The sequence below is a fragment of the Neisseriaceae bacterium CLB008 genome (assembly GCA_041228285.1).
Taxonomy (GTDB): Bacteria; Pseudomonadota; Gammaproteobacteria; order Burkholderiales; family Neisseriaceae; genus JAGNPU01.
Window position 1 is genome coordinate 1,080,111 of the sequence record CP166133.1, and the last position, 14,656, is coordinate 1,094,766.

The following is a 14,656-nucleotide window of genomic DNA, read 5'->3' on the forward strand; positions in this document are numbered from 1 at the left end:
ATATGTTACGAGCGCAGCAGCGTGCGGCAGTGAAAAATCAGATTTACGAACAAGCAATGGCTTTGTTTGTTGCCCACGGCTTTGAGGCCGTGACGGTACAGCAAATCACCGACGCCTGCGGCATTGCCAAAGGCACGTTCTTTAATTATTTTGCCCGTAAAGACGATGTCTTGCGTCATTATGGTCATGCCCAGCAGTCTTTGATGCTGCCCGAATGGGAAACCTTGAGCCAATATGGTTCGATTAAAAACCAGATCACCCATTTATTGGTGCTGTCCTTACGGCGATTTACGGCCTTAGGGCCGCTGATGGCGACGGTGGTAAGGGCTTTTATGGAGACGACAGAGTCGGCCCAAAATGAAAATGTGCTGATCATGTCTTTTGCCGCACAGTTGGCCGAGCTCATCGAGGATGCAAAAAAAGCGGGTACCTTACGTAGTCGGTTTGAATCCCATAAGATTGCCGATGCAGTGGTGGCGAGTTATTTCTATTTGGGCGTTTCCCACACGTTTGAAAAACAGTCTTACGCTGAATTAGAAGGTCGATTACGGGCGCAGATCGAGCTGATCTGGCAGGCGGTTGAAGAAACCGAAGCCTGACTCAGTCATGGCCTCAGTGTGCGATAAAAGGGTTTGAAATAGGGCTTGGAAGCCGTACAATGAAAGCGACCTTCGCGTTTGCTGACGCTTTAAGCAAACGCTTCCCCTTGATCAGCAAAGGATAGACCATGAGTACCGTAACCTTAAAAAATAATCCCGTAGAAGTTAAAGGCACGTTCCCACAAACAGGCGCTCAAGGCGCTGAGTTTACTTTAGTGGCGAAAGATTTAGCCGACACGCCCTTGGCCAGCTTTGCCGGCAAGCGTAAAGTGTTGAATATTTTCCCCAGCGTGGACACCGGTACGTGCGCCACGTCGGTTCGTCGCTTTAACCAATTGGCCAGTACTTTAGACAATACGGTTGTGCTGTGTATTTCGGCCGACCTACCGTTTGCGCAAGCGCGCTTTTGCGGCGCCGAAGGGTTGGACAATGTGGTGACTTTATCCACCATGCGCGGTTGGGATTTCAAGCAAGCCTATGGTGTGGACATCGCGACGGGCCCCTTGGCCGGCTTATGCGCGCGCGCCGTGGTGGTGCTGGATGAAGACAATAAAGTCTTGCACAGCCAATTGGTGGCTGAAATCAGCGAAGAGCCAGATTACGACGCCGCAATTAAGGTTTTGTAAGCCAACCGTATCATTAAAAACCGCCCATTCTGGGCGGTTTTTTGTTGGGCGTTTAGGCCAAGATATGGACTTCATCACCTAGGCTGAGGGTGAAGTCTTGCGCCGGGCGTAAATACACGCCGAAATGGGCGCCACTGCCACCGTTAAAGGCCTTCAAGGCCTGTAGCGGTAGGGGCTTGGTGTCTAGGCCAAGCGCTTGGGCCAGAAGATTAATTGCCACGCAGCGGCTGGTGCGCTCAACGACTTCGAAGGTCACGCCATTAATGCTGAGGGTGCTGACCTCATTTTCGGCCAAGACGGCCCAGTCGTCGACGACCAAGTTGGGGCGGAAGATTTTAGGGTCGATGAAGGGCATATTAATCGCTTCACCCAGGGCCATCACGCTGTGTCGATTGACCAGATGCAGTGCGCCGCCGTCCATAAAGGTTTGGTCAACGTCGGTATTGTGCTCGGGCAGCTGTGGCTGGGCAAACAGCACGGGCGTGCCCACTAAAGCGCTAAAAAAGTCGTTTAATGCCGCTCCATAGGTAGTAGCGGGCAGCTGTCGGCGCCAAACGTCGACGGTTTCTGTGCCGTCTGCGCTCAGGGCGAAGGAGTGGCTGTGCCCATCGATTAGGCTGGTGATGCTGATCGCGTCTGGCTCAATGCTGATCGCCTGTTTGGCCAGAATGGGGTTGTTGCGCAATGAAAATAATTTTCGCGTGTCTTGGGCAAACAGCCCAAACTGACGATCGCCCTCAATGCCGACCACGCTGCCGCGGCAGTGTTTGTGGCTAATCGGGGCTGAAGATTTAAGAGGATAGGTCAGTAATTCAGTTACATGCATGGCGAGGGGCTCCCAGAGCGTCAACGGTCGGCGGTTTAGAGACGTTATTCTAACCCAGTCTGGCCAAAGGTGGCGGGATTTGTGCCGGCCATAAAAAAAGCCCTTAGGCGAAGCTAAGGGCTGAAAGATGGTGCAGGGTTTAATTCTTACCGCTGGCGTAGTGTCGACCTTGGTCAAACAGCGCCGACACGGTGACCACAATGCCGGCGATGGCCAAAATAATCACCACGCCCGTTGTTGAGTTGGTTGGTGAAGCCGCCACCAGGCCTAAGGCGCCCAATGGTGCGAGGCCGCCGGCGACCGCGGTGCCGATTTCACGCCCAGTCCCCACGCCGGTGGAGCGGGTGCTGGTGGGAAACTGGCGGCTAAGAAAAGAGCCTTGTGGCGCAAACATCATCGGTGCCAACACGCCGGTCGCGATGGCTAGGGCTAGGTAAATCATCATGCTGTCGGCGGTTTGCAATAAGAACATAAAGGGATAGGCAAAAAGGGCCGATAATAGGCCGCCGATGACCAAAACCCGTTTGCTGCTCCAGCGATCGCATAGCCAGCCAAAGAAGGGCACCATCACGATGGCGACCAGGCTGGCGATGGTAACCGATAGCGAGGTCACGTGCGCCGATACGCCTTTAAACTGGGTTAAATAGGCCAATGAGAAGGTTTTGAAAATATAGCTTAAAGCGTTGTAGCCTACGGCTAAGAAGAACACCACCAGCAGGCCCTTACGGTTGAATTTAAACACGTCTTTAAACGGCGTTTTGGTGCTTTTCTCGGCCGAGAGCTGATCAAAATCTGGCGTTTCAGGCAGGCTTTTACGCACCCACATGCCGACAAATACCAGCACAATGCTCAATAGGAACGGAATGCGCCAGCCGCCGTTCAGCAAGAAAGCTTCACCGTTTAAGGTTAAAACATAGACGGTGAGCGAAGACAGCAATAGGCCTAAGTTTAAGCCCAGTGCAGGCCAAGCGCCTTGGCGGCCTTTTTTGTCGTTAGAAGCATGCTCATAAGACGTGACGGCGGCACCGGCCAGTTCAGCGCCTGCGCCTAGGCCTTGGACAATGCGGATGGCCACTAAGAAGACGGCAGCCCATACGCCAATGCTGTCATAGGTTGGGATCAAGCCGATTAACGCGGTACACACGCCCATGAGGCAGAAGGTCACCACCAGCATTTTTTTACGGCCATAGCGGTCGCCAAAATAGCCAAAGAACATGCCGCCAATCGGCCGCGCCACAAAGCCGATGGCAAAGGTGGCAAAAGCGCTGAGGGTGGCCGTTTGCGGGTCACTGGGGTCAAAAAAGATCTTGCTGAACACGATGGAGGCCATCGTGGCGTATAGATAAAAATCATACCATTCGAGCATGGAGCCCACGATGGTGGCGGTGGCCACCTTCTTGAGGCGTTTTGCTTCTTCTTCTGGCGTTTCTTTAGAACGAACAACGTTTTTCATATTTCACCTTTTGTGTGACGGTTATTGTGATTATGGCTGCATGACTTCTCGAACAATGTATTCAGCAATGGCCAATGAGGAGGTGGCACCCGGAGAAGGTGCGTTGCGAATGTGGGTGATGTTGCCTTGCTTATTGATGACGAAATCGTCGACCAATGAGCCATCAGGCTGCATGGCTTGCGCGCGAATGCCGCGCGTGGCGGGGCTGACTTTGACGTGGGCTAATGAAGGCACGTATTTAGCCGCCTCGCTGACGAAGTTGCGCTGGCTGAACACGGTTTTCATTTCACGAATGGCGGCCGGAATGTTCTTACGGGCAAAACGCCAGAAGCCGCGATAGCCAAGATAGTCAAAGACGTCGCCAAAGTTGATTTTTTTACCGTCGTAGCATTCACGGCCTTTAGAGATAAAGGCGTTGGGCCCTAAAGTCATTTCGCCATCAATGCGTTTGGTGAAATGCACGCCCAAGAAGGGGTATTTAGGGTCGGGAACGGGGTAGATCAGGCCTTTAACGTCGTGTTTATAGGCTTCTTCCACCACATAGTATTGGCCAAAGAAGGGAATGATTTTGGGGGTGGCGCTGTCGCCGGAATTCGCGGCAAGACGGTCAGACTGTAGGCCGGCGCAGGTGACGACATAATCAAACAGACGATCGTATACGCGGCCATTGGCTAAGGTGAGGGTAATGTGGCTGCTGCCTTGCTCAATTTTGGCGACAGGGCTGTTGAGCTCAATGACGGCGCCTTGGCGGATCAGCTCGCTGGCGATGTGCTCGGCAATTTGGCCATAGCTGACGATGGCGGTTTCGGGCGAATGCAGCGCGGCCACGCCGATGCAGTTAGGCTCTACGGTGCGGATTTCATCGCCGTACAGCATTTTGACGCCAGGCACGTTGTTGGCCAATGATTTTTGGTAAATAGCGTCTAGGCGGGGCAGCTCATCTTCGGTGAGGGCCACGACTAATTTGCCGCACTCTTCATAGGGTAAATCGTGCTCTAGGCAGTAATTTTTGACCAAGGTGACGCCACGGCGGCATAATTTTGCTTTCAAACTGCCCGGTTCGTAGTACAGTCCTGCATGAACCACGCCTGAGTTGTGGCTGGATTGATGAGCGGCCACCTGGCTTTCTTTTTCAAAAAGCGTGACTTGGGCCTCTGGATGGTCTATTAAGATCTGTCTGGCTACGGCCAGACCGTTAATGCCACCGCCAACAATGGCATAATTAGGCTTGTTCAAAACGTCTTCCTTAAATGAGTGTGCAATGAAAAAAATAATCAAACCCACGACCTTAGCTGAGAACGCCTTTACGATCTTGCGTAAAGCCATCATCGATCAGGAGCTAGAGGCCAATCGCTTGTATTCCGCGACTGAGCTAGGCGAATGGATAGGGGGCATTTCCCGTACGCCGATTCGTGAAGCTGCTCAGTTTTTGGAAAAAGTGGGCATGGTGCGCATTGAAAAGAACAAGGGGATACGCATCCTGCCAACGTCCTTAGAAATGCTGATTGAGTCATTTCAAATTCGTCTCATGCTGGAAGTGCCGATCATGCGGCAGGCCGCCAGCATTCGTAGTGAAGAGGACGTTGCTAATATTCAACGGTTGTATGCGGCATTTGAAGAAGCTGCGCTTAAAAATGATGCGGACGCAACCTTAGAGGCAGACCGAGACTATCATCTGGGTCTGTTGACGATTGTGGGCAACAGTAAGGCCACCTCTATTATTGAAGACTCGCGTAACTCTGTTTTGATGACAGGGGCGAGCACCATTCCTCATTCTCGTAGCTGTATGGACACGTTTGCCGATCATGCGCTGTTGCATCAGGCCGTTTTAGCGGGCGATGCCCAAGCCGCGGCCGTGGCCATGAAGCAGCACATCATCAACACGGCGTCTTTATTGATTACGCAAGAATCCCTAAAACGACCAGACTGGGAAGGCAACGACGTTGCTCATCAGCTTGGTTGGGTACATCCTGAGTGATCTCAATCAGCGCTTCTTATTGTTGCATGCAACAGGAGGCTATATTTACATGTTGCATGCAACTTGTAAATAGGCCAGTGGCTAAATAATGGCGGGTCAAATTAAAACAGAAAGCCGAAAAGAGTTCGGCGTCGTTTTAAATAAATGATTTATCAGTTAATTTTGATTTTTTATGGCGAGACCCCAAAGAGGGTATTAGGTGCTGCGTGTTGTGTTTTGAGCCACACATTGAATACCCGAACCGGCCAAAAAAGGCCCGGCTCTGGTCAGAAGAAGGTTTTAAAGGCAGCGTTTCTGGGTAAAGCGAACCGTGTCGCCGCCGCGACGACATTTTTGGAAGCTGTGGGTTTGGTCAATGTGCCAAACCTCACCCTCACGCTTGAGAAAAAAGACGTTTTTAACCGCAGCCACTGAGTCATCTAAGAGGTTGGACTCAATTAAGGTAACGGTTGCCTCTGTGGCGTTTTCCACCCGATTCAGGGTTTGCACCAAAGACACATCAGCTAACTCGGGTTGGTCAACCACGTTGCGTTCGGCCAGCACGGCCTGTAGGGGGGTAGAGGCTTCTGCGACCTTAGGCGTGGCGGCAAAGCTTAGGCCACACCAGGGTAAGAGAGCGAGCCCCAAGATGATGGGTTTTAGGGTCATGCGCATTCCTTTATTTGTGGTGAACTAGGTTTATCCTAGCATGATGCGACCTATGTTGGTGGTTCCAAAAACACGTGATTATTGTATGATGTTTTTTTGACCCCAATGAGTGCGCTGATGCAGATCCAACCATTGAGCCATTATCCCCACTTAATCCCTGAACTGGCCGAGCTGCATCATGCTGCTTGGCAAGGCGCTGATGTCGCGACAAGATGCCAAGCCTTGGCACGCTTTAACGCCGAGGGAGACTTACCTTTAGCTTTCATTGCCCTTGATGGGGACATCTTGTGCGGCAGCGCCTTTTTAATGGCGGCTGACCTGTCGATTTATACGCAAGCCACGCCTTGGCTGGCCGGTGTATACGTCAAAGAGGCGTACCGTGGCCATAAGATAGCCACTCGGTTGATTGAGCACGTGATGGCAGCGGCCATGGCCTTAGGGCATACCGAGCTGTTTTTATACACGGACGAGGCGCAGGCGCTTTATGCAGGACTGGGCTGGCAAACGGTGAAAGAAACGGTTTATTTAGACATGGACATTAGCATCATGCGCCGCGCCCTGCCTTAGGGGTACAAAAACCAGCGTGAGCTGGTTTTTTTTTGGCTCTATATATGAAGGCATGCTGTTTCGGCGGGCTACCACCGTTTTTTTAACCATAGGGCTACGCCGACCAAGGCCACCAGTATGGGCACCTCAACCAAAGGCCCAATCACGGCAGCAAAGGCGACTGGAGAGGCGAGTCCGTAGGCCACAATGGCGACGGCAATGGCTAACTCGAAATTATTGCTCGCGGCGGTGAAGGCCATTGCTGTGACTTGAGGGTAGCCTCGCCGCGCTCGCTTACCCATGTAAAAGCTGATGCCAAACATAATGAGGAAATACAGCGTGAGCGGAGCCGCAATTAAGAGCGCATCAAAAGGCAGTTGGACGACTTCACGGCCTTTTAGGCTAAACATGGCCACGATTGTGAACAGCAGCGCCACCAGCGTCAGTGGGCTAATGCGTGGTAAGAAGGAGCGTGCATACCATTCTTGACCTCGCCAGCGCAGCATGAGACTGCGGGTTAAAAACCCAGCCGAAAAGGGGATGCCTAAATAGATTAAGACCGCCTGTAAAATGGTCCCAAAGCCCACGTCGAGTACGCTTTGGGATAAGCCCAATAGCCCAGGCAAATAGCTGAGGTAAAACCACGCAAAACCGCTGAAAAACACGATTTGGCACAGTGAGTTCAGCGCGACTAAGGCCGCCACATATTGGTTGTCGCCCTCGGCTAGCTGGTTCCACACCAACACCATGGCGATGCAGCGCGACAGTCCAATTAAAATCACCCCAGTCATATAGGCTGGATGATGGCGTAAAAACAGCACGGCCAAGACAAACATCAATAAGGGGCCGATGATCCAGTTTTGTAGCAGTGATAGGGCGAGCATCTGCTTATCAGCAAATACCTTGGGTAGGCTGGCGTAGTCCACCTTAGCCAGCGGAGGGTACATCATGATGATGAGCCCTAGGGCAATAGGAATATTGGTGTCGCCGAGGTTTAGCTCGGCCATGTGTTGGGGCAAGCTGGGCCAGATGAGGCTGAGCATGATGCCGGCAGCCATGGCGCCAAAAATCCACAGAGTCAGGTAGCGGTCTAAAACCGATAATCGGCGAGGGGAGGCTTGAGTCATAAGGTTTCCTTGGCGGTGAGGTCGGTAGCCATGGCGGTATAGGCGACATTATTGTGTTGTTTGCGTTCTGAATAGCGGTCAACCAAAAAAGCCGCATGAGGGCGGGTCAAGAGCGTGAATTTAACCAGCTCTTCCATGACATCTACCAAGCGATCTCGATAGGCTGAGGGGTGCATCCGGCCTGTATCATCGAATTCTTGATAAGCTTTAGCGATTGAAGACTGGTTGGGAATGGTGATCATCCGCAGCCATCGACCCAAGAGCCGTAAAGCATTCACCGTATTAAACGATTGTGAACCGCCACTGACCTGCATCACGGCAAGGGTGCGCCCTTGAGTCGGCCGAATGCTGCCATCGCTAAGCGGCAGCCAGTCTAGCTGATTTTTAAACACAGCAGTGAGCGTGCCATGACGTTCTGGACTGCACCACACCTGTCCTTCCGACCATTGTGAAAGGGCTTTTAAGGCCTGCACCTTGGGGTGGTTGTGGTCGGTCTCTGAGACCGCCGGTAGGCCTTCTGGATTGAAAATACGTGTTTCAGCCCCAAGCTCGGTGAGCACGCGGGCGGCTTCTTCGACTGCTTTGCGGCTATAGGATTGCGGCCGGAGCGAGCCATATAAAAGCAGAATTCTGGGCGGATGATTAGGCTGTACGGCTGGTTGGGTGAAGTGATCCCGTAGATCATCGGCATGAGCAAGATAAGGGTCATGCATGGCGAATCCTTATTATGATAATTCAACGAATATTGAAATGATGGTTAAAAAAAGCCGCCAAGATTCAGCAGCGCTTTTGTGGGCTGTCGATGCAGCATTCTGCCAGCAGAAAATCAACCAGGTCGTGCATGAGGGTGAGGTTGGCTCGGTAGCGCAAAAAGCGGCCTTCAGGCGTGACGTTGATTAAGCCTTTATGCACCATGTCTTTTAGATGGAAAGAAAGATTACTGGCCGAAATGTCTAAAGCCGTCGCAATGTCACCCGCCACCATGCCCTCTGGTCCTTTACGGATCAAACATTTAAAAACGTCTAGGCGTGTACCCGAGGCGAGTGATTCAAAAACGGTGGTGGCGGTCAGTGTGTCCATGACTCATGATAACAGTCTTACTTTTTCATTTCAACAATGATTGAAATAATGGATGGGATTTGGGTCTGCCGAGCAGATGCGGTACACTATTTTATCTCATTGATTGTGAATAAAGAGGTCATCATGAACGGCTTGCGTCCTTACCAAGCAGCAGATTTAACCGAATTAAGCAGCTATCAATTAGATAAAGATCAAGACGCCTATTCGCGTAGCCCTTATCAGGCCATCGTTATAGAGGATAAATTAGCCCAGCCTTCGCGCCACGGCGTCACGCTGTGGCACGAGGCCGAAGCGGTGGGCTTTTTTATTTTAGATGCAGGGCCCGATCGTGCTTTATTCAGCGATCGCGCCGATGCTTTGCTGTTGAGGTCTTTGTCCATTAATCCCAAGCATCAAGGCCAAGGCCTGGGGCATCAAGTCATGCAGGAACTACCAGACTATTGCGCGCGCTATTTGCCTAGCTGTCGTGAAATCGTTTTAGGCGTGAATCAGCATAATCATTTGGCCTATCGGCTGTACCTAAACCACGGCTTTGTCGACACGGGACAAAGCCGCATGGGGCCTAGTGGGCCGCAGCACATGCTGTCGCTACGTTGGTAGGTGAAAAGCCTCAATCCAAAAGCTGCGCTGACATTCGTTGCGAAAGCGCTTATAGGCTGGTGTGACCATGGTGTGGCCATGCGCTATGACTTGATAGGCTAGCTCGCAGGGAGGGCAGGAGGCGGCTCTGGAATGAGGAGCGTCGGTACTGGGGTAAAAGTCTTCTCGCTCTTCTTGTATCACCGCGCCGTCATGAAACCGATAGTGGCTTTGGCGCGTGTGAATCAGGCCATCTGGCGCCGTCTGTTGTTCACGGCTATGGCTCTGGTCGACGAGGGTCACGGTGCTGGTTTGGCCTAAAATAGCCAATAGATATTGGTTCAGTGGCGTCATGGGGGGCTTTATCATCAATGAGCCTCAATGATATCATGGCTGTAGAGATTCAATGTCCATGATGAGTTAGGCTTGTGCCATCTTTGTTTGCAGTGGCTAAGAAGATGGCCATCTAGGCAGCATCGTAACTGCCGGCCGTCATCATGGGTTTAGCCCCTTCATTGTGTGAACCATTTCAAATAACCTTTAATATGTTGCCTTTTCGCTATCAGGCCAATCAGGCCCGCTTTAAACACCTACCGCAGCTGCCGGGCGTGGAGCTTTATCATGCCCACGTGAATGAGCGCTCGTTTGAGCCGCACACCCATCACACGTTTGGCATTGGCACCATTGAGCAAGGGGTGCAGCGCTTTCGCCACGGCGGCCAAAATCATTTGGCCGGCCAAGGCTCATTGGTGTTGATGAACCCAGATGCGGTGCATACCGGAGAAGCTGAAACCGAAGCGGGCTGGTGTTATTGCATGTTGTACATCGATGCCGAGGCTTTGGCCACCTTAACCGGTGGGCGTGATCATTGGTTTAAAAATGTGTTGCAGCAAGATCATTCGGCGGCGCAACGGCTGTCACAATTGCTGGCGGGTTTATGGCATAGCCAAGATGCCTTAAGCATCGATGCCATGCTGCTGGGCGTGACTGAGCTGCTGCAGCCGCACTTGAGTACGGGCTGCGCACCTAAGTCAGAAGGGGCGCATCGATTTATCGAGGTGAATGACTATTTACGCAGTGCGTTTGCTTCGACCATCACGCTGAACGATTTAGCCTCTTTAGTGGGGCTGAGTCCCTATCATTTTCAACGCCTGTATAAGGCCCAGCACCACGTGAGTCCGCAGCAAATGCTGATGGCGATTCGGCTGAATGAGGCGAAGCGACTCTTGGGTCAGGGCCTGCCGGCAGCGCAGGTGGCGGCCAGTGTGGGCCTCACCGATCAAGCCCATCTTACGCGCGCGTTTGCGCGGCGCTACGGCCTAACCCCCGGGCGGTATCAAAAGCAGGTGTGGGTTTAGGCGCTGATGCCGCCAGCGCAAGCAGGTACAATACGCCGCTTTTGAGCCACACTATACTGATGCTTTCGATGACGTTAAAAGGTTAGTGTCGATGTTTGGACTGCAAAAATCGTTGGTGTACACGGGTTTATTTGTGCTGCTGTGGGGCAGCGCGGCTATTTTTTCACGCATGGCCTTAAATGAAGGCAATGCATTTACCGTCTTGGTCTTTCGTTTTGCCCTCGCCGTGGGCGTGTTGCTGCTGATCCAGTGCGTGCGGCGTCAGCGCCTATGGCCTCAGGTTGCCTGGCGGCAGACCTTAAGGGCGGGCCTGCTTTTAGTGGCCGGTTATTGCGCGTTTTATTTTTTGGCGCTGGAGGCGGGCACCACGCCCAGCATCTTGGCCACGATTTTGGGCGTGCAACCGATTGTAACGCTGTTGGTGCTGGAGCGTCAGGCCCAAACGCGTAAACTGATCGGCCTACTGCTGGCGTTCATGGGCCTAGTGCTGCTGGTGTGGCAAGGCTTGCTGCAGGCTCAGGTGACGGTGTGGGGCTTATTGTGCGCCTTAGCCGCTTTGGGCTGTATCACGTCGGGTGCGGTGATGCAAAAACAGCAGCGCCAAGACCTAGTCGCCACGCTGCTGGCCCAGTATGGCGTGAGTTTGCTGGTGTTTGTGGCCATCATGATGGTGAAAGGCGTGCTGTTTGTGCCCAGCATGACGTTCTTTGTCACCGTGGGTTGGCTTGGCGTCGTGATTTCGGTGCTGGCGCAGCTGTTATTTTATTATTTAATCAGCGCCAAAAGCTTGGTGAACACCACCAGCCTATTTTATCTCGTGCCTTGTGTCACCGTGGGTATGGACTATCTATTTTTAGGCAATACGCTCACGCTCACCAGCTTGGCCGGCATTGCTGCGGTTTTGTTGGGTATTTTTATGGTGTTTGTCACCTCATCGAAATAGGGCCGCGCTTAGGGTGTTCAGGTCAGGGGCGATGAATGTGCAGCGAAATAAGCTCTAATACATCATTAATCTTGGCTAAACGCTGATTCACCTTGGTGGCTGCACCATCTAATGTGTAGCCATCGTCTATTAATTCTTGAATCAAAATAATTTTCTTCACGGTTTTTAAATCATATTGCTTGACGCTCCCTGAGTGTTCATGCGCTTGAATCACGCCTTTTTCCTGCCAATAGCGTAGTTTTCGGGCTTCAATGCCGGTGATTTTGGCGACCTCCGCGGCCCCAACGATGATGCTGCTTAAAAAGCCTTCATAGCCAGCCGGGGTGAGCGGTGGCGTGGCTGAGGCAGCGGGCTCATTGTCTGTTGGCTTATTCATGCTAATCCTTTTTATGATGTTCACGTTTTATTGTAGCCTTATTTTTTGAGGCCGTATTATTTTAGCGCCTTATTTTGTAATGATTTGTCATTTTTGGTCGTGTTTAATGCGTTATTTTAATGCTTATTGATTATTTGTTTGACATTTTATTTTCAGGGTGAGAAAGTGGCGATGATTGGTTTGTGACGACAATCATTGTTTTTAAATGGCCTTATATATGTATTTAAAACAATAGCTTGATTTTTATTTTTAATGCCTGGGCTAAGGTCAGCTTTCTGCACAGACGCTTAATCTTTAGGGAGGGTAGGTAATGAGGCAGCTCAAGATGGGATTTTATGCCAAGGCGGCCGTTGCCAGCATGACGATGGTGGCCATATTGATTTTGACCATGGCGCCTGCTCGGGCCAGAGGAGATACGGAAATGACAACGGTGACGGATGAGGCATTTTTAGCAGTAGCACCGCTTAAGCAGGCTTTGGCCTTGAAAGAGGAAGGCTATTTGCCTACTTGGTCAAGCTCTGGACGAATGGACAACGACCCTGTTCAGATTTATCGCTATCAACCGGATCCCGCCCAAATACGTTTAGAAGGCGCTCATTTCAGTGCCGTGGTGAGTGATTCTGGGCGTTTAAAGGGATTTTCACGGATCAACCCTGATTTAATCGCTGCGGTGACTTTAACCAAGGCTGAAACAGAAACCATTGCGCAGCGATTCTTGGCGGAATACGCCCCTGACCTATTGCCGAATATGGATGTGCAGTGGGTGGATTTGCACGATGAGCCCGTATTGAACGCCGCCGGCGTCACGCAAACCTTAACGGGCATGAAGGTCAAAGCGCGCGATCGGCAAACAGGCCTGTATTTTTGGGTCATCGCCGCGGCCGATGGCAGCGTGATGATTTTTGAGCGGGACATTAATTGGAACTTCACAGTAGGAGGGCGGCAAACAGAAAAATGGTTACACGATAGTTGGCTAGTGGCGCAATTATAGCTGGGCGGCTGGATTCATCACGATAAAGATAAAAAGGAATCATGCAATGAACATGAAAAGAGCAGTTTTTGGGGATAGATTCAAGCACTATGCACACGTTGTCGACGGGGTGACGCTTAGCGAACTTTTGGCGGCATTACAGGAAGAAACCATACAAGAGGAGGCTTATGAAGTTTGCCAAGGCATCAATCCTGAGGCTTTAAATAGGTTGAGACAAGGGTTTTCAGCGTTGGGTAAGTCAGATCAGCTGACTTACCCAGCTCACCATGAGCCCTTGGATCGGCTTTGGGTGCATAAAACGCAGCAGTGTAACGTGTTGATCTCGCCGCCGCGGGCGCTGGCGTCAGCGCAATTTGAAATGAACCTAGTGGTGGACGATGCTAATGAGCTGATGTTGGACCATTTGTCGGGCTTTCATGTGCAGGGCATGGTCTTGATCGAGGCGGCACGCCAGGCATTTTTGGCGGTAACGGAATGCCATTTATTGGCGAAAAATATTCAGTATTACTTCATCCTCGAGCGCTTGGAAGTGACCTATGAGGCCTTTGTGTTTCCCATGTATTGCGGCATCTTGTTTCAGCTGACGGGGCAGCACCAATGGGACCATAAACACGGCTATGAGGCCGATATTCAGTTTTGGCAAAACGGCAGCCTATGCACACGCATACAGGTTCAATACAGCGTGTATGAAGCCACTCGTTTGCTGAATAAGGAGCAGGGTTTAGCCATTTCGGCACGACAGCGTCAGGCTCATGCACCCGCGCTAGCCACGGCAACGGGTGTATTCGATCGGTGAGGGCAGCGATGAAAACTTTAAACCATGCGGCCGCTTTTTTTGACGTTGATGAAACGCTGCTGAATTTAAAAAGCATGTTTTCGTTTTTACGTTATGCCTACGCCCACCAATACCCACAAACGGGTGCCCAAGATTACCACATGGCTTTAATTGCCTTGCAAAACGAGGCCAGAACGACGACGCGAGCACAGGTTAATCATCAATATTATGCTCTGTATCAAGGATGGCAACGAGCGGATGTCGCGGCCTTGGCGGCCGAGTGGTTTAAAGGCATTAATCAGCCACAAAATTATTTAGCGCCAGCGTTGATGCGGCTACATTGGCATCAGGCTCAAGGGCATCAAGTGGTGTTGGTGTCGGGCGCTTGTCAAGAAATCTTGGCGCCTTTGGCGGCATTTTTAGGGGTGAACGCGACGCTGGGCGTGTGTCTTGAAAGCGATGAGCAAGGCGTATTGTCGGGCTTGATTGAGGGGGTGCAAACCATAGGCGTCGGCAAGGCTCAGGTGGTCATCGATTATATGCGCCGGCATCGCTTATGTGCGAGCACCTGCTACGCCTATGGGGATCACATTACCGATGTGCCCATGCTGGAGGCCGTTGGCCACCCCTATGTGGTGAACGCACAAGAGGCCATGCTGGCGTGGGCTAGCCAGCATGGGGTTGAGGTGTTGACGTGAATAAGAGGGCTGTCTGGCGGCGAGGAGAAGACAGCATCAACGACAGGAGCCAC

The 14,656-nt window shown here is 51.8% G+C and carries 19 protein-coding genes; 10 read left to right on the forward strand and 9 right to left on the reverse strand.

The features are described 5' to 3' along the window. Positions 1–2 precede the first annotated feature (2 nt). Entirely contained in the window at positions 3–599 is a 597-nt protein-coding gene (locus tag AB8Q18_04925; protein XDZ52398.1) for a TetR/AcrR family transcriptional regulator, read from the forward strand. Positions 600–727: 128 nt separating this feature from the next. Then, complete coding sequence (gene tpx / locus AB8Q18_04930) at positions 728–1,225, forward strand: thiol peroxidase (protein ID XDZ52399.1); 498 nt, start codon at positions 728–730, stop codon at positions 1,223–1,225. Between the two features lie 52 nt (positions 1,226–1,277). On the opposite strand, the gene AB8Q18_04935 is transcribed toward tpx, so the two are convergent. The 3 genes from AB8Q18_04935 to lhgO all read right to left on the reverse strand — a co-directional run bounded on the left by AB8Q18_04935 (position 1,278) and on the right by lhgO (position 4,740). After that, positions 1,278–2,051: an MOSC domain-containing protein gene (locus AB8Q18_04935; GenBank protein ID XDZ52400.1), complete on the reverse strand. Its 774-nt coding sequence runs from the start codon at positions 2,049–2,051 to the stop codon at positions 1,278–1,280. Positions 2,052–2,190: 139 nt separating this feature from the next. Beyond that, positions 2,191–3,504, reverse strand: a complete 1,314-nt coding sequence (locus tag AB8Q18_04940; GenBank protein XDZ52401.1) for an MFS transporter — start codon at positions 3,502–3,504, stop codon at positions 2,191–2,193. 30 nt (positions 3,505–3,534) lie between these two features. Further along, entirely contained in the window at positions 3,535–4,740 is a 1,206-nt protein-coding gene (lhgO, locus tag AB8Q18_04945) for an L-2-hydroxyglutarate oxidase (GenBank protein ID XDZ52402.1), read from the reverse strand. A gap of 25 nt (positions 4,741–4,765) precedes the next feature. Here lhgO and AB8Q18_04950 point away from each other — a divergent pair, with 25 nt between their 5' ends. Further along, the gene (locus AB8Q18_04950) at positions 4,766–5,482 is read left to right on the forward strand and encodes a GntR family transcriptional regulator (protein ID XDZ52403.1); all 717 of its coding nucleotides are present in this window, start codon (positions 4,766–4,768) and stop codon (positions 5,480–5,482) included. Positions 5,483–5,761: 279 nt separating this feature from the next. Here the strand turns inward: AB8Q18_04950 and AB8Q18_04955 are convergent, their stop codons facing one another. Then, positions 5,762–6,130 carry a hypothetical protein gene (locus AB8Q18_04955; GenBank protein XDZ52404.1) on the reverse strand — a complete coding sequence of 123 codons (369 nt, stop codon included), beginning with the start codon at positions 6,128–6,130 and terminating at the stop codon, positions 5,762–5,764. A gap of 117 nt (positions 6,131–6,247) precedes the next feature. On the opposite strand from AB8Q18_04955, the gene AB8Q18_04960 reads away from it, so the two are divergent. Further along, a complete protein-coding gene (locus AB8Q18_04960) occupies positions 6,248–6,697 on the forward strand; it encodes a GNAT family N-acetyltransferase (GenBank protein XDZ52405.1) in 450 nt (149 codons plus the stop codon). Positions 6,698–6,765: 68 nt separating this feature from the next. Here the strand turns inward: AB8Q18_04960 and arsB are convergent, their stop codons facing one another. The 3 genes from arsB to AB8Q18_04975 form a co-directional block, all read right to left on the reverse strand. Continuing rightward, positions 6,766–7,803, reverse strand: a complete 1,038-nt coding sequence (arsB, locus tag AB8Q18_04965) for an ACR3 family arsenite efflux transporter (protein ID XDZ52406.1) — start codon at positions 7,801–7,803, stop codon at positions 6,766–6,768. Further along, positions 7,800–8,516, reverse strand: coding sequence for an arsenical resistance protein ArsH (gene arsH / locus AB8Q18_04970; protein XDZ52407.1), 717 nt, complete (start codon positions 8,514–8,516; stop codon positions 7,800–7,802). The genes arsB and arsH overlap by 4 nt, the downstream gene beginning before the upstream one ends. A 64-nt stretch (positions 8,517–8,580) precedes the next feature. After that, positions 8,581–8,883 (reverse strand): ArsR/SmtB family transcription factor, encoded by a 303-nt coding sequence (locus tag AB8Q18_04975; protein ID XDZ52408.1) that lies wholly within the window; start codon positions 8,881–8,883, stop codon positions 8,581–8,583. Positions 8,884–8,931: 48 nt separating this feature from the next. Between AB8Q18_04975 and AB8Q18_04980 the strand changes: the two genes are divergently transcribed. Further along, positions 8,932–9,483, forward strand: a complete 552-nt coding sequence (locus AB8Q18_04980; protein XDZ52409.1) for a GNAT family N-acetyltransferase — start codon at positions 8,932–8,934, stop codon at positions 9,481–9,483. Here the strand turns inward: AB8Q18_04980 and AB8Q18_04985 are convergent. After that, on the reverse strand, positions 9,472–9,816 hold the full coding sequence (locus AB8Q18_04985; protein XDZ52410.1) for a hypothetical protein: 345 nt from the start codon (positions 9,814–9,816) through the stop codon (positions 9,472–9,474). The two genes, AB8Q18_04980 and AB8Q18_04985, sit on opposite strands and share 12 nt — an antisense overlap. Before the next feature lie 191 nt (positions 9,817–10,007). Between AB8Q18_04985 and AB8Q18_04990 the strand changes: the two genes are divergently transcribed. Further along, entirely contained in the window at positions 10,008–10,820 is an 813-nt protein-coding gene (locus AB8Q18_04990; GenBank protein XDZ52411.1) for an AraC family transcriptional regulator, read from the forward strand. A gap of 91 nt (positions 10,821–10,911) precedes the next feature. Beyond that, positions 10,912–11,763, forward strand: coding sequence for a DMT family transporter (locus tag AB8Q18_04995; GenBank protein XDZ52412.1), 852 nt, complete (start codon positions 10,912–10,914; stop codon positions 11,761–11,763). Between the two features lie 22 nt (positions 11,764–11,785). On the opposite strand, the gene AB8Q18_05000 is transcribed toward AB8Q18_04995, so the two are convergent. Next, positions 11,786–12,139, reverse strand: a complete 354-nt coding sequence (locus AB8Q18_05000) for a MerR family transcriptional regulator (protein XDZ52413.1) — start codon at positions 12,137–12,139, stop codon at positions 11,786–11,788. Positions 12,140–12,449: 310 nt separating this feature from the next. Here AB8Q18_05000 and AB8Q18_05005 point away from each other — a divergent pair, with 310 nt between their 5' ends. The 3 genes from AB8Q18_05005 to AB8Q18_05015 are packed head-to-tail and all read left to right on the forward strand — an operon-like array spanning position 12,450 to position 14,603. Next, positions 12,450–13,130, forward strand: coding sequence for a hypothetical protein (locus AB8Q18_05005; GenBank protein XDZ52414.1), 681 nt, complete (start codon positions 12,450–12,452; stop codon positions 13,128–13,130). Positions 13,131–13,176: 46 nt separating this feature from the next. Further along, positions 13,177–13,926, forward strand: coding sequence for an AfsA-related hotdog domain-containing protein (locus AB8Q18_05010; protein XDZ52415.1), 750 nt, complete (start codon positions 13,177–13,179; stop codon positions 13,924–13,926). Positions 13,927–13,934: 8 nt separating this feature from the next. Then, positions 13,935–14,603 carry an HAD family hydrolase gene (locus AB8Q18_05015; GenBank protein ID XDZ52416.1) on the forward strand — a complete coding sequence of 223 codons (669 nt, stop codon included), beginning with the start codon at positions 13,935–13,937 and terminating at the stop codon, positions 14,601–14,603. Positions 14,604–14,656 lie beyond the last annotated feature (53 nt).

Coding starts and splice junctions, on each gene's coding strand:
- AB8Q18_05010 (XDZ52415.1), top strand. CDS start 13,177: ATGAACATGAAAAGAGCAGTTTTTGGGGATAGATTCAAGCACTATGCA.
- arsB (XDZ52406.1), bottom strand. CDS start 7,803: ATGACTCAAGCCTCCCCTCGCCGATTATCGGTTTTAGACCGCTACCTG.
- AB8Q18_04995 (XDZ52412.1), top strand. CDS start 10,912: ATGTTTGGACTGCAAAAATCGTTGGTGTACACGGGTTTATTTGTGCTG.
- AB8Q18_05000 (XDZ52413.1), bottom strand. CDS start 12,139: ATGAATAAGCCAACAGACAATGAGCCCGCTGCCTCAGCCACGCCACCG.
- AB8Q18_04925 (XDZ52398.1), top strand. CDS start 3: ATGTTACGAGCGCAGCAGCGTGCGGCAGTGAAAAATCAGATTTACGAA.
- AB8Q18_04975 (XDZ52408.1), bottom strand. CDS start 8,883: ATGGACACACTGACCGCCACCACCGTTTTTGAATCACTCGCCTCGGGT.
- AB8Q18_05015 (XDZ52416.1), top strand. CDS start 13,935: ATGAAAACTTTAAACCATGCGGCCGCTTTTTTTGACGTTGATGAAACG.
- AB8Q18_04990 (XDZ52411.1), top strand. CDS start 10,008: ATGTTGCCTTTTCGCTATCAGGCCAATCAGGCCCGCTTTAAACACCTA.
- tpx (XDZ52399.1), top strand. CDS start 728: ATGAGTACCGTAACCTTAAAAAATAATCCCGTAGAAGTTAAAGGCACG.
- AB8Q18_05005 (XDZ52414.1), top strand. CDS start 12,450: ATGAGGCAGCTCAAGATGGGATTTTATGCCAAGGCGGCCGTTGCCAGC.
- AB8Q18_04985 (XDZ52410.1), bottom strand. CDS start 9,816: ATGACGCCACTGAACCAATATCTATTGGCTATTTTAGGCCAAACCAGC.
- AB8Q18_04935 (XDZ52400.1), bottom strand. CDS start 2,051: ATGCATGTAACTGAATTACTGACCTATCCTCTTAAATCTTCAGCCCCG.
- AB8Q18_04980 (XDZ52409.1), top strand. CDS start 8,932: ATGGATGGGATTTGGGTCTGCCGAGCAGATGCGGTACACTATTTTATC.
- arsH (XDZ52407.1), bottom strand. CDS start 8,516: ATGCATGACCCTTATCTTGCTCATGCCGATGATCTACGGGATCACTTC.
- AB8Q18_04940 (XDZ52401.1), bottom strand. CDS start 3,504: ATGAAAAACGTTGTTCGTTCTAAAGAAACGCCAGAAGAAGAAGCAAAA.
- AB8Q18_04950 (XDZ52403.1), top strand. CDS start 4,766: ATGAAAAAAATAATCAAACCCACGACCTTAGCTGAGAACGCCTTTACG.
- AB8Q18_04960 (XDZ52405.1), top strand. CDS start 6,248: ATGCAGATCCAACCATTGAGCCATTATCCCCACTTAATCCCTGAACTG.
- AB8Q18_04955 (XDZ52404.1), bottom strand. CDS start 6,130: ATGACCCTAAAACCCATCATCTTGGGGCTCGCTCTCTTACCCTGGTGT.